The organism is Pontibacter mucosus (assembly GCF_003054055.1).
In the GTDB taxonomy this organism is placed as follows: Bacteria; Bacteroidota; Bacteroidia; order Cytophagales; family Hymenobacteraceae; genus Pontibacter; species Pontibacter mucosus.
Map to the genome: position 1 here is coordinate 309,500 of NZ_QBKI01000004.1, position 15,747 is coordinate 325,246.

At 53.1% G+C, this 15,747-nt stretch carries 14 protein-coding genes; 4 read left to right on the forward strand and 10 right to left on the reverse strand.

Going from position 1 to position 15,747, the window contains the following annotated elements; translation table 11 throughout:
• Nucleotides 1–47 precede the first annotated feature (47 nt).
• Nucleotides 48–1,433: a DUF5723 family protein gene (locus C8N40_RS09995; RefSeq protein WP_108211632.1), complete on the reverse strand. Its 1,386-nt coding sequence runs from the start codon at nt 1,431–1,433 to the stop codon at nt 48–50.
• 247 nt (nt 1,434–1,680) lie between these two features.
• Here C8N40_RS09995 and meaB point away from each other — a divergent pair, with 247 nt between their 5' ends.
• The gene (meaB, locus tag C8N40_RS10000; RefSeq protein ID WP_108211633.1) at nt 1,681–2,661 is read left to right on the forward strand and encodes a methylmalonyl Co-A mutase-associated GTPase MeaB; all 981 of its coding nucleotides are present in this window, start codon (nt 1,681–1,683) and stop codon (nt 2,659–2,661) included.
• Between the two features lie 848 nt (nt 2,662–3,509).
• Here meaB and folB read toward each other — a convergent pair.
• From folB to C8N40_RS10020, 3 genes are read right to left on the reverse strand one after another with little or no spacing between them, the layout of a single operon-like run.
• Complete coding sequence (gene folB / locus C8N40_RS10010) at nt 3,510–3,866, reverse strand: dihydroneopterin aldolase (RefSeq protein WP_108211635.1); 357 nt, start codon at nt 3,864–3,866, stop codon at nt 3,510–3,512.
• Nucleotides 3,867–3,878: 12 nt separating this feature from the next.
• Nucleotides 3,879–4,850, reverse strand: coding sequence for a DivIVA domain-containing protein (locus C8N40_RS10015; RefSeq protein WP_108211636.1), 972 nt, complete (start codon nt 4,848–4,850; stop codon nt 3,879–3,881).
• Between the two features lie 3 nt (nt 4,851–4,853).
• Nucleotides 4,854–5,774, reverse strand: coding sequence for a WD40 repeat domain-containing protein (locus C8N40_RS10020; RefSeq protein ID WP_108211637.1), 921 nt, complete (start codon nt 5,772–5,774; stop codon nt 4,854–4,856).
• Nucleotides 5,775–5,877: 103 nt separating this feature from the next.
• On the opposite strand from C8N40_RS10020, the gene C8N40_RS10025 reads away from it, so the two are divergent.
• Complete coding sequence (locus tag C8N40_RS10025; RefSeq protein ID WP_108211638.1) at nt 5,878–6,519, forward strand: 4'-phosphopantetheinyl transferase superfamily protein; 642 nt, start codon at nt 5,878–5,880, stop codon at nt 6,517–6,519.
• 24 nt (nt 6,520–6,543) lie between these two features.
• Nucleotides 6,544–7,119: a redoxin domain-containing protein gene (locus C8N40_RS10030; RefSeq protein ID WP_108211639.1), complete on the forward strand. Its 576-nt coding sequence runs from the start codon at nt 6,544–6,546 to the stop codon at nt 7,117–7,119.
• Between the two features lie 172 nt (nt 7,120–7,291).
• On the opposite strand, the gene C8N40_RS10035 is transcribed toward C8N40_RS10030, so the two are convergent.
• From C8N40_RS10035 to C8N40_RS10060, 6 genes are all read right to left on the reverse strand, one after another.
• The gene (locus C8N40_RS10035) at nt 7,292–7,837 is read right to left on the reverse strand and encodes a class I SAM-dependent methyltransferase (RefSeq protein ID WP_170114074.1); all 546 of its coding nucleotides are present in this window, start codon (nt 7,835–7,837) and stop codon (nt 7,292–7,294) included.
• Between the two features lie 8 nt (nt 7,838–7,845).
• Nucleotides 7,846–8,709 (reverse strand): transglutaminase-like domain-containing protein, encoded by an 864-nt coding sequence (locus C8N40_RS10040; RefSeq protein WP_108211640.1) that lies wholly within the window; start codon nt 8,707–8,709, stop codon nt 7,846–7,848.
• Nucleotides 8,710–8,796: 87 nt separating this feature from the next.
• A complete protein-coding gene (locus C8N40_RS10045) occupies nt 8,797–9,159 on the reverse strand; it encodes a four helix bundle protein (RefSeq protein WP_108211641.1) in 363 nt (120 codons plus the stop codon).
• Between the two features lie 179 nt (nt 9,160–9,338).
• A complete protein-coding gene (locus C8N40_RS10050) occupies nt 9,339–10,967 on the reverse strand; it encodes an acyl-CoA carboxylase subunit beta (RefSeq protein ID WP_108211642.1) in 1,629 nt (542 codons plus the stop codon).
• Nucleotides 10,968–11,074: 107 nt separating this feature from the next.
• Nucleotides 11,075–12,157, reverse strand: coding sequence for an MlaD family protein (locus C8N40_RS10055; protein ID WP_108211643.1), 1,083 nt, complete (start codon nt 12,155–12,157; stop codon nt 11,075–11,077).
• Nucleotides 12,158–12,168: 11 nt separating this feature from the next.
• Nucleotides 12,169–12,951, reverse strand: coding sequence for an N-acetylmuramoyl-L-alanine amidase family protein (locus tag C8N40_RS10060; protein WP_108211644.1), 783 nt, complete (start codon nt 12,949–12,951; stop codon nt 12,169–12,171).
• Nucleotides 12,952–13,024: 73 nt separating this feature from the next.
• Here C8N40_RS10060 and C8N40_RS10065 point away from each other — a divergent pair, with 73 nt between their 5' ends.
• Nucleotides 13,025–15,742, forward strand: a complete 2,718-nt coding sequence (locus C8N40_RS10065) for a putative LPS assembly protein LptD (protein ID WP_108211645.1) — start codon at nt 13,025–13,027, stop codon at nt 15,740–15,742.
• Nucleotides 15,743–15,747: the final 5 nt, after the last annotated feature.

The following is a 15,747-nucleotide window of genomic DNA, read 5'->3' on the forward strand; positions in this document are numbered from 1 at the left end:
GACGTATGCAGAAGCTGGCCCTTTTCATTAAATGAGGATGCTATACTTTAGAGCCTGCCCAGTTTAAAGCGAAGGAAGGCAAAAGCCATGGAGGCGCCCGGATTTTCTTCGGAAAGTGGGCCTGTAATATCTCTAGTGCTCAGCCCAAATTCGTAGACCGGCGTGACGATGGCTACGCCAAGCGGCAGGTTCATTTTATCGCCCATGCCGGTAGAAACTCCGGAGCTAAGGCGCAGGTGTCTCGTCGCCATCACATCGATGCCTACGCCAACAAAGTCCTGAGACAGGTTACCCGGCGCATCGTTCAGGGGGCGTACATAGTCCAGACCCAGCTCCACATCCCGGCTTACACTCAGCCCAGCTCCCAACCGCAGGCGCGTGGGCAGATTTGTCTTCAGCTCTTCCTGAGGGGCAAACTCCATCGACGTATTCACCAATTGCTCGGCCATGTCCAGGGCGCTCTCAAAGCTATTGCTTTCCTTACTTTCCAGCTCCGAAAGTATAAATCCTTTGTCCCGGCCAGCCATCAAATTCTCCGTCCACCGGATTGAACCTATATCAGTAACCGACACAGCTAATTTTACCTTCCTGGCCAGCTCAGCAGAAACACCAATATCGAAGCCGTGCCCTGTGCCAACCGGCGTCAGCTCCTTCCGGATGTCCAGCAGTGTGGACAGCGGATTAGCCGCATAAGCATCGTTATCGACTGCCAACGTTGGAGAAATCGCACCGTAGGCGTTCACCTGCCCGTTTTTTACGCTAAACTCGCCAAGCGCCAGGCCTTGCACATAGCGGTACCCCAGTCCACCGGAAACAGAGACGCCGGGGAGGTCAGCAATTGTGCGTCCGAAAGCGACGTTCCATTCCTGCAGCCAGGATGCTTTTAGCTCGGTTCCGTCAAAGACATCGGCTACATATACTAATTCATTTTTTCCGGTCTCTTTCGCGATGCCTGCATTTTGTCCTAAAAACAAGAACTCGGAAAAATTCCTGTTAAAGCCCGCATGCCCTAATACGCGCTGCCGGTTGCTGAAGGCAAAGCCTCCAATTTTCGGGAAGTGCACCGAGACGGCAAACGTGTTAAGCTCTCCCCCAAGGTTCAGCACATGGTCTGAGGCAAAAGCCTGGGCATAGCTCTTCCGTTTCGCCAAGCTCTCGCCAGTGTGGTCTGTTTTAGCTCTGAAATCCCGGATAATATCCTTTGAAAAGGCGCCAGAGCTGATTCCAAAGCCTCCTTCCAGAAAAGTGAACGACAACCGATGGCTGCTACGGCCAAGGTTGGCAGGGTTAACGCCTAGGGTCTGGTAGTCGCTGGCAAAGGTATTGATGACACCGCCTCGCCCTGTGGCGCTTGTGTTGCTGTACTCTGTTTGTGCAAATGCGGAAGCAGGAATGGCTAAGCTGAGAAGGGCCAGCATCCAGAAATGTTTCATAGATGGGAAACTGGTAAAATTAGAAATATGCAAATCTGTTATAAAGAAAATGTGATTGCAGAACCAACCTAAAATTTCCCGGATAGGTTCAGAATCAAGCTAGTAAGTTTTTGCCCCACTCAGACAAACTGCAGCCGGAATAGGCTAATTTATACTTTCTGGCCTATCATTCTTCTGAAACTGGCGCAGCAACCTTTAAATACTAACTTTGTAGAAGAGTATAATCTGCAAACCAAACCTTAGCTCCTTGGCCAAACGTTTTAGCTCCGAGACCTATGTAACAGGCATTTTAGCCGGTGACCGCGTCATGCTCAGCCGTGCCATCACGCTGGTAGAAAGTCGCTTGGCCTCCGACCAGGAACTGGCGCAGCAGGTCATCAACCAGGTGCTGCCGCATGCCGGCAAGTCCGTGCGGATAGGTATAACCGGTGTGCCGGGTGTAGGCAAGAGCACGTTTATTGAGGCCTTTGGCAACTACCTAATCAAGGAGCAGGGCAAGAAACTGGCGGTGCTGGCCATAGACCCAACCAGCCAGCGCTCCGGTGGCAGCATCCTTGGCGACAAAACCCGCATGGACTCGCTGGCTATTAACCCGCAGGCGTTTATCAGGCCATCGCCAGCAGGCAAATCGTTGGGAGGAGTGAGCCGCAGCACCCGTGAAAGCATTATACTTTGCGAGGCGGCAGGTTTTGACGCCGTTATTGTGGAGACGGTGGGCGTGGGACAATCGGAGACAGCGGTGCACGCCATGGTAGACTTTTTCCTGCTACTGATGCTGGCTGGTGCCGGCGACGAGCTGCAAGGCATAAAGCGCGGCATCATGGAAATGGCCGACGCCATTGCCATTACCAAAGCCGATGGCGAGAATGTGGGCAAAGCCAGCGCCGCCCGCGCCGAGTACCAGAGCGCGCTGCACCTTTACCCGCTGGGTGCCTCGGGTTGGTCGCCCAGGGTAAGCACCTGCTCTGCCCTCCAAAACACCGGCCTCGACACCATCTGGCACACCATCGCCGATTACCTGCAGCTTACCCACAGCAACGGCTACTTCAATAAAAAGCGCCATGACCAGAACCTGCAGTGGATGTACGAAGCCATCCGCCAGGGCTTAGAAGATAATTTCTACGCGCATGAGCAGGTGAAGCAGCAGCTGCCAGGTATAGCCGAACAGGTGAAGAGTGGCCAGAAATCTGCCTTTGCCGCCGCAGCGGAGTTGCTGAGGTTGGTATAGGGGTTGCTGGCTGATTTTAAAGTATACCACCTCCCTTTAGAGATTTTCAGTGCCGGGTCCAACCACCCCTGCCCCTTCTTGGCTAAGGAGGGGAGCCTGTTTTTACTGATGCAGAAGTATAGGCTTCATAGCTGCTGTTGCCGTGCGGACAGGTCGCGACCTGTCCCTACAAGCATAAACCCACCCCTAAGAGCTGCGCTCGCTAGCTCAAAACTCCCGTTTTGGCTAGTCCACGAGAGGGGAGTTATCTGTAGGCGATTACACCCCTGTGGTCCCCTCAAGGGGACAGTCTGGTCTTTAATCATTCCCTGTCATCTCGAGCTGCGCGAGAGATCTGGGGAAATTCTATTCAGATCTCTCCCAAAGGTCGAGATGACAGCAAGGGTAGGAGCTATTGATCCTGTTCCCAGCCTTTGGGTTGAGCGCCTCGAGAGGTTCCGGTGCCTGAAAGGCGGCCCGAGGCACGAGGGCAGGAAGCGAAAGCAGCGCGATGCCCGAAGGCGAGGCCTCCCGGCCTGGGAGGGAGCCAAGTTGGAGATGCAACGAGGCGCTTGTGCGAACTATAGGATGAACGGCAGCTAGTAAGAATAGCTTGGTTCAAGTTGCGGAAAGCAGCGGCTATAAAAGTATATACCGGCAAGTGTAAAAGTATGGCTTACGCGGACTTGGAAGTCCGCAGCAGAAAAATTCCGGACAAGGATGTCCGGAACAGCAAATTGACAAGTATAAAAGTATAGCCAAAGTATAAAGTATGGCTTTTCAAGCCAGCATGGCTACATACTATAAAAACGAAAACAGCCAGCCCATTTCTGAACCAGCTGCTTTCAAATCAATAAGTAACTCTTTAATTACCGCGCCTCCTCCAGGCTAACCTTAGCCCACTTGCAAATGCCACCCAGCGGAGGATTAAACTTGTATACGTTCACTTTTACTAACTGCACAAACGGAAACCGCTCATACACCCTGTCGATGATGCGGTGGCCCAGGTGCTCCAGCAGGCGTGCCGGGGTTTTCATCTCCTCCAGCACCAGCGCGTACAGCACCTCGTAATTTACCGTCTCGTCCAGGTTATCGGATTCGGCAGCGCGGCGCAGGTCGGTGTTGATGATGAGATCAATGCCATACTTGTTGCCGATCTTCTGCTCCTCGTCGTAGTAGCCGTGGAAGGCGAAGAACTCCATGCCCTCCAGTGCAATCTGCCCCATCTCCCGCGCTTATTAGCCTATCTCGTCGAAGAAGGAACCGCCGGTGGCAGGCTTTACCGTAGCACCGTTAGGAACAAATGAGTTGCGCGACGGCTCAGTCAGCGGCGGCTGGATCTCTGGTTTATCAGGCTGCACCGGCTGAATTTCCGGCACTGGCCGCTCAATATCCGGGGCAGGCACGCGGCCCGGGTAATCCGGCTCTGGCTGCGGTATCTCCGGCGACGGCACGTTCGGCACGATAGGCTCAGAAGGGCTTGGCACTTCTGGCTTAGGCTGTGTTACGTCCGGGGCCGGGTCTCCGATGGTGTCTGCTATAATGGCAACGGGTGCGTTGGCTGCCGTAGACTCTGGCAACTGGTATGTGTTGTTATTTGATGCTTTATCCATATCTCTCAGGTTTCGGAGCAGATCCGAGGCACTTACCTCGGTGTTGGCTGCTTTTGAGAGAATACTGTGTGTACCGGCTTTAGGTTTTGATCTGGCCTTCTCCGCGTTCTCCAGCGTCTCAGTAGCCAGGTTGCGCAGGTCGCGCACCAGGTGGTCGAGGTGGTTCTCCATCTGGCGGCACTCCTGGTCGAGCTGTTTTACCTGCTGCTGCATCTCGGCAATCACCTGTGCCGATTGGCGCTGGGCTTCCTCCAGCATCTGGCGCGCCTCGTTGCGGACACGGGCCATCAGTTCCTCGGCCTTCAGCTCCGACTCGCGGGCCTGCAGCTCAGCGGACTTTTTAGCCTGCTCCAGAATGCTGTTGCCGGTATCCTCGGCCGTTTTCAAAGTCTTGTATAGCGATGACTCCACCTCGCGCAGCTTCTGGGTTTCGCGGTGGGCGGCTTCCAGCTTCAGGCGCAGGTCCTTGTTCTCATCCTGCAGCTTCTCCCACTGCTGCGAGAGCGTCAGCAAAAACGCATTTACCTCATCCTTGTCTAGTCCCCTGAATGCTTTCTCAAACGTTTTTTGCCTGATCTCTAACGGTGTAATCTTCATAACTCAAAAATTTATATCCCAAACCGAAATGGTGCGGTCATCGCTACACGAAACTAACTGATTCTGGTGAGCTGACCAAAATAATTTATTTACCGAGGTGCCGTGTCCGGCATGTCGCACTTTATCAATCACTTTCAGCAACTTAAAAGTATGGGCATCCCACACCTTTATGGATTTATCCATGCTGCACGTGGCAAAGTAATCGCCGGTGGGGCTGTAGGTGATGTGGTTGATAGCGTACATGTGCGCTATCACGTATCCCTTCTCGGTATAATTCTTTCCGGTGTTCCATACCCGCAGGTGGGCGTCGCGGCCAGCGCTCAGCAGCAGATTCCCGTCCGGTGAGAAGGCCACAGAAAACACCGAGTTGGTATGGTTTGCCAGCTCATACTTGAGCTCCATGCTCTGGGCGTCGAAGATGCGGATCTTGTGGTCGCTGTAGCCCACGGCAAGCTCCCGGCTATACTTGTTGTAGGCCAGGCTGCGGGCGCTCTTGTCGGTTTTGCGGATGATGGTATGCAGCTCAAAGGTTTCCAGGTCCAGCACGGCCACCCCGCCGCTTCCCAGGCCTACGTATACTTTGCCCTCCTCCGGAACAGCCTGTATGTCAAAGATGGCCACCTTAGGCAGCGGCACCGACTTAAGTATACTTTTGCTCGCAAGGTCTATCACCTGCACCCCCTCCTGGTTTTGCCCGATAAGCAGCAGGTTCCGCTGCGGCACATGGTGCAGCGCGTATACCGAGGCACTTACCCGCGCCACCAATTCGCCGTTTTCAGGAGCCGTAAGATCCCAGGCCACCACCATCCCGTCGCCGGCAGCAGAGAAAAACAGGTGTTCCTCGCCGGCCGGCACCAGCGTGTACACGCTGTCGCGGTGCCCGGTAAGGGTTGCCAGTTTCGCTACCTGAACTTTACTCGCCATAATGTCTGTTTCTGGTGTTAAATAAATTTAGCCTAAATTTACGATAATTAACGCGAATGGCCCGGCCATACTTTCCTAACGCCCTGTTTATACTTTATTGCCTATGCCCCTGCTATACTCTAAACAACTGAACCCGCACACCCGCCTGGGCATTTGGGAGTTAGCCGAGCCGGCAGAGGAACTAAGGGCAGCCTTGCCAGCGCATGTGGCCGTAGAAGCCGGCCTGGAGCAGGTGCACCCCAAACGGCAGCGGGAGTGGCTGGCAAGCCGGGCGCTGGCCTACAGGTTGTTGCAGGAGTTCAGCGCGCACCCACTCCAGCTGCTGCGCAACCAGCACGGCAAACCCTACTTCCCGGATGCAGGCCTGCAGGTATCCATTTCTCACTCCCCCAAACTGGCGGCCGTTATACTTTCCGATAAGTATGAGGTTGGCATAGATATTGAATTAATATCTGCAAAGGCGTTGCGGGTACAGGACAAGTTTTTGACTGATGCAGAGAAAAGCCATACGTTGGCCGACGAGCAAAACACCTGTCTTTACTGGAGCGCGAAGGAAACACTGTACAAACTATACAGCCGTAAGCAATTGATTTTTAAGGACAATCTGGAGGTAAAACCTGCTCCCGATCCAAATTTACTGCTGGGCCGTGTGAAAACTGAAAATTTTTCTAAATTGTACCGTATTAACTTCGAGCTGCTCCAAAGCCATGTGCTGACTTACTGCATAGACGATAGCGCAGCCTGATCCCGCCACCTAAACACGAAAGACATGAAACAGTTATTCACGCTTGCCACTGCCTTATTTGTCTCCGTGGGTGTTTATGCCCAGGGGTATAAGGTGGGCGACAAAGTAGCCGATTTTACGTTGCAGGGCGCCAACAACCAAAGCGTCACCCTCAGCGAGTTGGCCAACGCCAAAACCGTGGTGCTGGTGTTTACCAACAACCAATGCCCTTATGCCAAACTTTACGAAAACCGCCTGGTAACCCTGGCCAGCAACTACAGCGCAAAAGGCACACAGTTTATCTTCATTAACCCCGGTGCCGGCGATGCAGGCGAAACGCTGCAGGACATGGCGAGCCGGAAGTATAGCCCCTACCTGGCCGATGTGGGGCAAAAGGTAAGTACCCAGTTCGGAGCCACTAAAACCCCCGAGGTATTTGTGCTGCACAACACTGGCGAAGAATTTATCCTGAAGTATAAAGGTGCTATTGATGACAACCCACAGATGGAGAGCGGAGTGAAAAACTTTTACCTGCGCAATGTGCTGGACGAGGTGCTGGCAAATCACCCTGTTTCCACCAGCGACAAACGCGCCACCGGCTGTCTTATCAAGAAATACTAAAGTATAGCAGCAGTGTAAAACACAGCGGCCGCCCCTGAAGTATAGGGGCGGCCGCTGTGTTTTAGGTGTTAAAGTATAAACCGGGTTATACTTGCTTGCTGCAGGTTACCAGGAAAAATTTAAGTGCCGGTGCACCGGGCTTGTTTTTCATGGGCTCCTCGATCTCCGTCACCTACGCCAAGCCATACTTCCCAAACTCCTGCTTTACCGAATCTGTATCGTAGAAGAACATCTTCACGCCTTCCATGATCTCAAAGCGACTCCGGCTCACTTGCCTGCCTGTGCCATAGTTTGGGGATCTCGTTGAGACTGCCGAGAAGACCATGTACCCGCCGGGCCTGAGTTGTTTATAGCAATCGTGAAGCAGCTTTCTTCTCTCCTGTTGGTTGAGCAGATGGATGAGCGCGTGGCAAAAGATACCGTCATAGAGCACCGCATCGTAGGGCATGTCCGTTACCGAGCCGTGGTGGATTTTTATACTTTCCCCGTAGTGGTTTTTTGCCAGATTTATTGCCGTTTGGGAAATCTCTATGCCAGTCACGTCCATCCCGTTTTCCCGGAACAACTGCGCGTTTCTGCCATACCCCATCCCGGGAACAAGTATACGCTGGAGCTGCTTTTCCTGGAAAAGATCCTTTGCCACCAACGCGGATTCGCTGGGCTCAAAACCCCACATGGTTTGCTTCTCCACAAAACTAGACTCCCAGAACTCCGCCATCTTCCGGTTTATAACGTTTCTCGCTGGTTAGGCTGCTCCTCGTCCGAGATAATTTCCAGCAGCTTGGTCACTTCGGTGGCCTTCTCCGGATCATCCATTTTCTCGAACGAGAAAGCCAGGTTCCGCAAGGCCCGCTTGATGATGTCGAGGTTGCTGCAGGGCTCGTAGAAAATATCGACCGGGTTCAGGTTCAGCTGCAGGATGTAGTTGTCGATATCGGCCTTGGAAAGTATAAGCCCCTTGTTGTACACGTTGATGTAAAACTGCAGCCCGTTCATTTTATAGGTAAGTATAAACAGGTTGGGCAGGTTAACGCCGTACACGGGCATGTTCAGGCGCTGCGCTAGCGTCATGTAAATAACGCACAGGGTCAGCGGGTTACCGCGCTTGCTCTCCAGCACCAGGTGCAGCATAGAGTTAGCCGGCGAATGGAAGTTCTTGGTATTGGCCGAAAAGCGCTTCTCCCGGAACAGCACGTTGTTCAGCGACTTCACCTGGTCGTAAGGATGCATTTCATCCTTCATCTGCGTCCAGGCGTCAAAGTATAGCTGGTCCATGGTTTTAGCGATGCCCGCAAAGTCCACATCCGGGTACAGGTAAGAGTTTACCAGAAACATCCCCTCCAGCAGGTTCTCCGCACCAGCGTCCTTCCACTCCAGCAGGCGCTTTTGCAGCGCATCAAACTGCAGGTTGTGTATCAGGTCCTCTATCTTCTTCTGAAGGCTGGAGTTCAGGGTTTCCTCCCACTCCTCTTCCAAAAAAGGGATAATCCCCTCGCCTAAATAAGCAATCTGCTTCTCCACATGCGACACTACCTCGAAATCACTATCATCCAACAGTGAGATCAGTGCCTTTATTTCTCCCTTTGTCAAAGTAATGCGTAATTATTAATAATTAATGAGCAATGTTCAGGTTCATCACTCAAAAATTGATCCATGAAAATAATGAGCCGTTAGTCTCTAATCCTTCACCCTTCCGGTGGATCTTAAGATGGAGAATAATATTTTACTTATCTCCACATAATCGGCATATAAAGTCTCAAATGTAACACTATCAATATAGGACGTGGCATGCAATAAGCGCAACCAGTATCCTGTTTCCTGCGCCTCTTTATAGGCAATGCTAATCTTAGCTGAAAAGTCCGCTTTTGATATACCCGCAATCGCCTCCTCCACGTTCGCACCAATCGAAGTACCGCTGCGCAATAGTTGTTTAGAGAGTACAAACTCTCTTTTCTCCCCATTTAGCCTTTGGCACAATAGCACAACCTGCACAGCAAAATCAAACGTTTTGCGCTGAATTACATTCTCTTTCTTTTCCATCCTGATGGTTTATACCTAAGAAATAAAAATGCAACTCGTATGGTTCAAAGGCGGGAGAGATTAATTATTGGTGAATAATGAGGAATGACTAATTGTTGACGAAGAGTGTGTTCCGGTTAGGAAGAAACATATTACTCATTCATTATTATTCATTACTCATTACTCATTAATGATTTTCCTCACGTCTGGATAACGCCCACATTGTAGGGCTTTTCGATGGGGGCGTGGTTGGCCGCCTCAATACCCATCGAGATCACCTTGCGCGTTTCCAGCGGATCGATGATGCCATCTACCCACAGGCGGGCGGCGGCATAGTAAGGCGAGAGCTCCTCGTTATACTTGTTGGTGATGCGCTCCAGCAGCTCCTGCTCTGCCTCCGGGGTAATCTCCTCCCCTTTAGCCTTCATGGCCGATACTTGAATCTGCAGCAGGGTTTTGGCCGCAGCCGCCCCGCTCATCACGGCCAGCTGGGCTGTAGGCCAGGAGTAGATCAGGCGCGGGTCGTAGGCTTTGCCGCACATGGCGTAGTTTCCGGCCCCATAGCTGTTGCCGACAAGGATGGTGAACTTAGGCACCACCGAGTTGGCCATGGCATTCACCATTTTGGCGCCGTCTTTAATAATGCCGCCATGCTCTGCCTTGCTGCCCACCATGAACCCGGACACGTCCTGCAAAAACAACAGCGGAATCTTTTTTTGGTTGCAGTTCATGATAAAGCGGGCCGCCTTGTCGGCAGAGTCGGAGTAGATAACGCCGCCCATCTGCATCTCGCCCTTCTTGCTCTTCACGATTTTGCGCTGGTTGGCCACAATGCCCACCGCCCAACCGTCGATGCGGGCCAGGCCGCAGATCAGCGTCTGGCCGTAGAGGTCCTTGTATGGCTCAAACTCCGAGTTATCCACCAAACGCAGGATGATGTCCATCATGTCGTAGGGCTTCACACGGTCAGCCGGAAGTATACCGTAGATTTCCTGCGGGTTCAGCTTTGGCGCGGCAGGCTCCACCCGGCTAAAACCGGCCTTTGGGTTGTCGCCCAGTTTGTCGAAGATGGTGCGGATATGGTCCAGCGCCTCCTTATCATCCTTGCACTTATAATCCGTGACGCCTGAGATCTCGCAATGCGTCGTAGCACCGCCCAGCGTCTCGTTGTCTATACTTTCGCCGATGGCGGATTTTACCAGGTAGGAGCCCGCCAGGAAAACCGAGCCGGTTCCCTCCACAATCAGGGCCTCGTCGCTCATGATGGGCAGGTAAGCGCCCCCGGCCACGCAGCTGCCCATGATGGCGGCAATCTGCACGATGCCCATCGAACTCATCACCGCATTGTTGCGGAACATACGGCCGAAGTGCTCTTTATCCGGAAAAATCTCGTTTTGCATCGGCAAAAACACGCCGGCACTATCCACCAGGTATACTATGGGCAATTTGTTTTCGATAGAGATTTCCTGGGCGCGCAGGTTTTTCTTGGCCGTGATCGGGAACCAGGCACCGGCTTTTACGGTAGCGTCATTGGCTACCACCACGCACTGGCGGCCCTTGATGTAGCCGATGCCGGTTATTACGCCGCCGCTGGGGCAGCCGCCTTCCTCCTCATACATGCCTTCGCCGGCAAAAGCACCGATTTCCAGAAACTCGCTGCCTTCATCCAGCAGGTAGGCAATCCGCTCGCGGGCCGTCATCTTGCCTTTCTGGTGTTCCTTCTCGATGCGCTTCTGGCCACCGCCCAGGTATACTTTCTTCAGTTTGCTCTGCAGCTGAAAAACCTGCTGCTTCAGGGAGTCTTCGTTCTTATTGAATTCAATGTCCATCCAGGGTTAGATTAGTTTTTAGGGGTTTAAGGGAAGTATAAAATGCGAAAATCCGCCCATAAAAGCGGATTTTACAAATATATAAATTTCAAAAATAGCGCACGGCATTAATCTCTTATACTGTCAGCCCCGCCGGCGCCCTTGCCTGTACTTGTTTCTGGCACAGGCACATACACCGTATCCGGCACCGTCCTGAACTCCTGCGGGTGCCTGTCCTGCAGCTCTTTTACTTCTTCCAGGGTAATCACGCGGCCAGTCTCATCTACTTTATACTTGTCTTTGCGGCCAAACACGGAGAAGCTCACATAACGCTTGGGGTACGCCTGTATGTCGCGCAGCAGCAGGTTCAGTGCCTCTGTGGAGCGGTTCATGTTCTCATAGAGCTGCTCGTCGTGCATGAGCTTACCAAGCGAACCGTCAGGGGATTGCAGTTTAGCCACCGCCGTCTGCAGTTCTACCACAGCCAGGTTGGCATTATCCACCAGCTTGTTTATCTCGACCTGCTTCAGCGTATCGGTTATCTCCACCATGTTACTGCTCAGTTGGTTCAGGTTGCGCTGCGTTTGCTTCAGGGCGGTTGTCAGCTCGCTCACATTCTGCGTAATCTGGTTGATGTTCTTCTGGTTGGCATTGAGCATTTGGTAGAGGGCAGCCGTACTCTTGTTGGTATTCTCCAGAATCTCCTGGATGTTGCCCTTGGTCTCGGCATCGAGCAGGCGGTTCACACGGGCCAGCGTGGTATCCACTTTGTCAATAATGGGCACTGTTTTGGTGGAGATCATCTCCGTGATGCTGCTCTGGGTGAAGGGGATGAGTGTTTCGCCACCCTTATAAGCGTTGGTGCTGTTGCCTAAGTATAGCGTGATAGCCTTGCTGCCCAGGATGTCGGAGCTACCGAGCGCCGCAATCGTAGAGTCGCCTACCTGCAGGTCTTCCATCACCTCCAGCTCTACCTGCACCTTGTTTTGGTTGTCTGTCAGCAGCCGGAGCTTTCGCACAGAGCCAACCTGCACGCCGTTCAGGATAACAGGGTTGGACACATTCAGGCCGTCCACGTTGTCGTAGACCACGAAGTACCGGTGGGTATTGGAGAAAATATCCGACCCTTTCAGGTACATAAACCCGAAGTATAGTAAAACGAGCGCTACAATCCCCAGCAGCGCCACTTTCATTTCCTTTGATATCTTCACGTAGGAATGTCTTAGTTCATCGCTTCCATCTCTTGCTTGTACTCCCTGAAGGCGCGATATATACCTGATGCAATATACGCTTGCCCGGTCTTATCGTTAAGAAATTTTTCCTCGGTAGGGTTGGTCAGGAAGCCGCACTCAATCAGCACGCTCGGCATATAAGACTTCCAGAGCACCAGAAAGCCTGCCTGCTTCACGCCACGGCTCTTGCGCCCGGCACGGGTGCTGAACTCGCGCTCCACCTTTTCGGCAAAGCGGAGGCTGTTGTCCATGTACGCGCTCTGGTGCAGGGCAAACAGGATGTGGCTCTGCGGAGAGTTCGGGTCGAAGCCGTTGTAGTTGGCCTCATAGTTATCCTCCTGCAGGATTACGGAGTTCTCGCGCTTAGCGACCTCCAGGTTTCCGTTGGAAGTATGGAGGCCCATCGTATAGGTCTCGGTGCCGTAGGCTGTGGGCGGCCCCGCGTTCAGGTGGATGGAAATGAAGAGATCAGCGTTGTTTTTGTTGGCGATGCCGGCGCGGTCTATCAACTCCACAAACTTATCTTCGGTGCGGGTATAAACCACTTTCACGTCCGGCACGTTCTTCTCAATCAGGGCTCCCACTTGCTTGGCAATATCCAGGGCAACGTGTGCCTCGTGCGAGAATTTACCATTACACCCTACATCCTTGCCCCCGTGCCCGGCGTCGATTACAACAGTGCGGACTTTGTACTCTTTCTTAAATTCAAGGGTATTAGAGGAGCACAGTAAAAAAACAAAAGCCAGAACGGATACAGTAACAATATTTTTCACAACGCTCGTTAGTTAAAAGCTAAAACAATAACTTTGTACAAATTAAGTAAACTTTTAGGGAACTCTGAAGAAGTTGCGCTACTACATTCTGTTTTTTTTGCTGCTGTTGCAGACCGCCATTTTCATAGCCCCGTCGGCTCATGCCCAACGCGGACTCAGACGCGCGGGCACCGTTGCACAACAGGATACGCCCACTGTAGCTTCGCAGGATACGGCCCTTGTTGCCGGGCAGGACTCTGTTAGCCTAAACCCGCCTCAGGGCGATATTGCGACCACCATCAAATACTCTGCCAGAGACTCGATGCAGTTTGAGGTGGACAACAAAATTGTACACCTCTACGGCGACGCCAAGATTGTTTATGGCGACATGAACCTGGAGGCGGCCTACATCCAAATCAACTACGAAACCAACACCCTTACCGCCACCACCCTCCCCGACTCCACAGGAAAGGAAGTCGGAACCCCGGTGTTTACGCAAGGCGCCGAAACCTATGCTGCCAAACGTATTGCCTACAACTACAAGACCCGCCGTGGGCGCATATCTGAGGTAGTAACGCAGCAAGGCGAGGGATACATACACTCTGAGGTGGTAAAGCGCAACGAAAACAATGAGTTTTTCGGCCTGCACAACAAGTATACGACCTGTAACCTGGAGCACCCGCACTTCTATATCAACGCCGGCAAGATAAAGGCCATCCCGAACGACAAGGTAATGGCTGGTCCGTTTAACCTCGTGGTCGGCGATATCCCCACCCCGCTGGGCTTCTTGTTCGGCCTCTTCCCCACCCCTAAAACCAAGCGCTCGTCGGGGGTGATAGTGCCTAGCTACGGAGAGAACTCGGCGAGGGGTTTCTTCCTGAACGACGGTGGCTACTACTTTGCCTGGAATGATTACATGGGCACGCGCCTTACCGGCGACATCTTCTCGCTGGGTGGATACGAGGTGCAGGCCAACACGGATTACGTGAAGCGCTACTCTTACCGGGGTAACCTTAACTTTTCCTATAGCAACTTTAAGAACGACGAGGCAGACAGGGCCGCGGCAGAGGGCCGGGCGCGTACCACCGACAATATCTTTGCCCAGTTACCCAAGTCGCAGAAAACCTTCTGGATCAGGTGGAGCCATAGCCCTACTACCAAACCGGGGCGCGGCTCTTTCAGTGCCAGCGTAAATGCCGGTAGCCAAACACACCAGCGCGTAAACTACCAGAGCCAGGCACAGTACCTGAGCCCATCTTTCAGCTCGAACGTGTCTTACCAAAAGACAGTACCAAACTCACCGTTCAGCTATACGATTAAAGCCAGCCAGAGCCAGAACACGACGAGTGGCAGAATGGACTTTATACTTCCGGACCTGAGCTTCAGCATGTCGCAGATCTCGGTGTCTGAGCTATTCTCCAACGGCCCCTCCACCACCAATAACTGGTATGACAAGTTCACGCTGTCTTACAACGTGCGCGCCTCTAACACCGTGACAAACCAGACGCCGGCCCGTACCCGCTCCGACATTCCGATACTGGAGGCTGCTGCTGCCGACACCATTCCTATCAACTTCAGCAACCTGCAGCGCCTGTGGGAAAGCGGGCAAAAACAGGCTGTTCATACCTTTGGCATCGGCCTGGGTAACTATAAGATTGCGCGCTTCTTTAACTTCAGCCCTACGGTAAACTATAGCGAAACCTGGCTCGACGAGAAGTATAGCTTCCGCTTCAACCCGGACTCGCAGCGCGTTGACATCGACACCACCAGCTTTGGCAGGGTATACCAGTACAGTGCAGGCGCCAACCTGAGCACCACCGTCTACGGTACCGTTAACTTCCGAGAGGGCGGCAAAGTGGAGGCTATCCGCCACCTGGTGCGCCCAAGCGTTAGCTACAGTTTCCGCCCTGACTTTGCCGACGAGCGCTTTGGCTTCTACCAGCGCACCCTGGTGGGCAGAGACCAGCGCACCAACCAGGCCCTGTACCAGGATCTGGGACGTTTCAGAGCCGGTCTGCCCGGAACCGGCCTCAGCTCCGCGCTTAGCTTCAGTATCGACAACAGTGTGGAGATGAAGGTGCGCACCGAGAGCGATACTGCCGGGGTGAAGTCCGAGAAGGTAAGCATCATCGACAACCTGCGCCTCTCTTCCGGCTACGATTTTGCACGCGACTCTCTCAAGCTGTCTCCGATCCGGATTTCCCTGAACACCAAGCTATTCAAGTTCATCAACATGAACTTTAACTCCACGCTGGACCCTTACGAGAAAGACACCTTAGGCCGCTCCATCGACACTTATTTCCTGGACATATCCAAAGGAAGACTGGGCAGGATTGCGAACGCCGGCCTGAACCTGACCGCCAGCCTGACGCCGGAAACCTTCCGGTCCGGAACGGATGCCGCCCCGCCGGACAACCTGCCCTCGCTGGAGCAGGAGCCGTTCGCGCAGATGCTGCCCGATTACGTGGACTTCAAAATTCCGTGGACGCTGAACCTGAACTACTCGCTCAACTATAACAGGTCTTTCGGCCTGAGAGGGCAAACCAACGTGATTCAGACAGTGGGTATAGACGGCTCGCTAAACGTAACGGAGAAATGGAAGGTAACCTATAACGCCACGTACGACATTTCGAACCAGAACATCTCTTACGCCAACGTACAGATTTACCGCGACCTGCACTGCTGGGATATGAGCATCGGATGGGTGCCGTTCGGTCTGCTACGGGGCTACAACCTGACGATAAACGCCCGCTCAGCACTGCTTCAGGATTTAAAACTCACCAAGCGCAGCTCTACAGGGTATAACTACTAACACGC

Coding starts and splice junctions, on each gene's coding strand:
- C8N40_RS09995 (WP_108211632.1), bottom strand. CDS start 1,433: ATGAAACATTTCTGGATGCTGGCCCTTCTCAGCTTAGCCATTCCTGCT.
- folB (WP_108211635.1), bottom strand. CDS start 3,866: ATGGGGCAGATTGCACTGGAGGGCATGGAGTTCTTCGCCTTCCACGGC.
- C8N40_RS10015 (WP_108211636.1), bottom strand. CDS start 4,850: ATGAAGATTACACCGTTAGAGATCAGGCAAAAAACGTTTGAGAAAGCA.
- C8N40_RS10020 (WP_108211637.1), bottom strand. CDS start 5,774: ATGGCGAGTAAAGTTCAGGTAGCGAAACTGGCAACCCTTACCGGGCAC.
- C8N40_RS10025 (WP_108211638.1), top strand. CDS start 5,878: ATGCCCCTGCTATACTCTAAACAACTGAACCCGCACACCCGCCTGGGC.
- C8N40_RS10030 (WP_108211639.1), top strand. CDS start 6,544: ATGAAACAGTTATTCACGCTTGCCACTGCCTTATTTGTCTCCGTGGGT.
- C8N40_RS10035 (WP_170114074.1), bottom strand. CDS start 7,837: ATGGCGGAGTTCTGGGAGTCTAGTTTTGTGGAGAAGCAAACCATGTGG.
- C8N40_RS10045 (WP_108211641.1), bottom strand. CDS start 9,159: ATGGAAAAGAAAGAGAATGTAATTCAGCGCAAAACGTTTGATTTTGCT.
- C8N40_RS10050 (WP_108211642.1), bottom strand. CDS start 10,967: ATGGACATTGAATTCAATAAGAACGAAGACTCCCTGAAGCAGCAGGTT.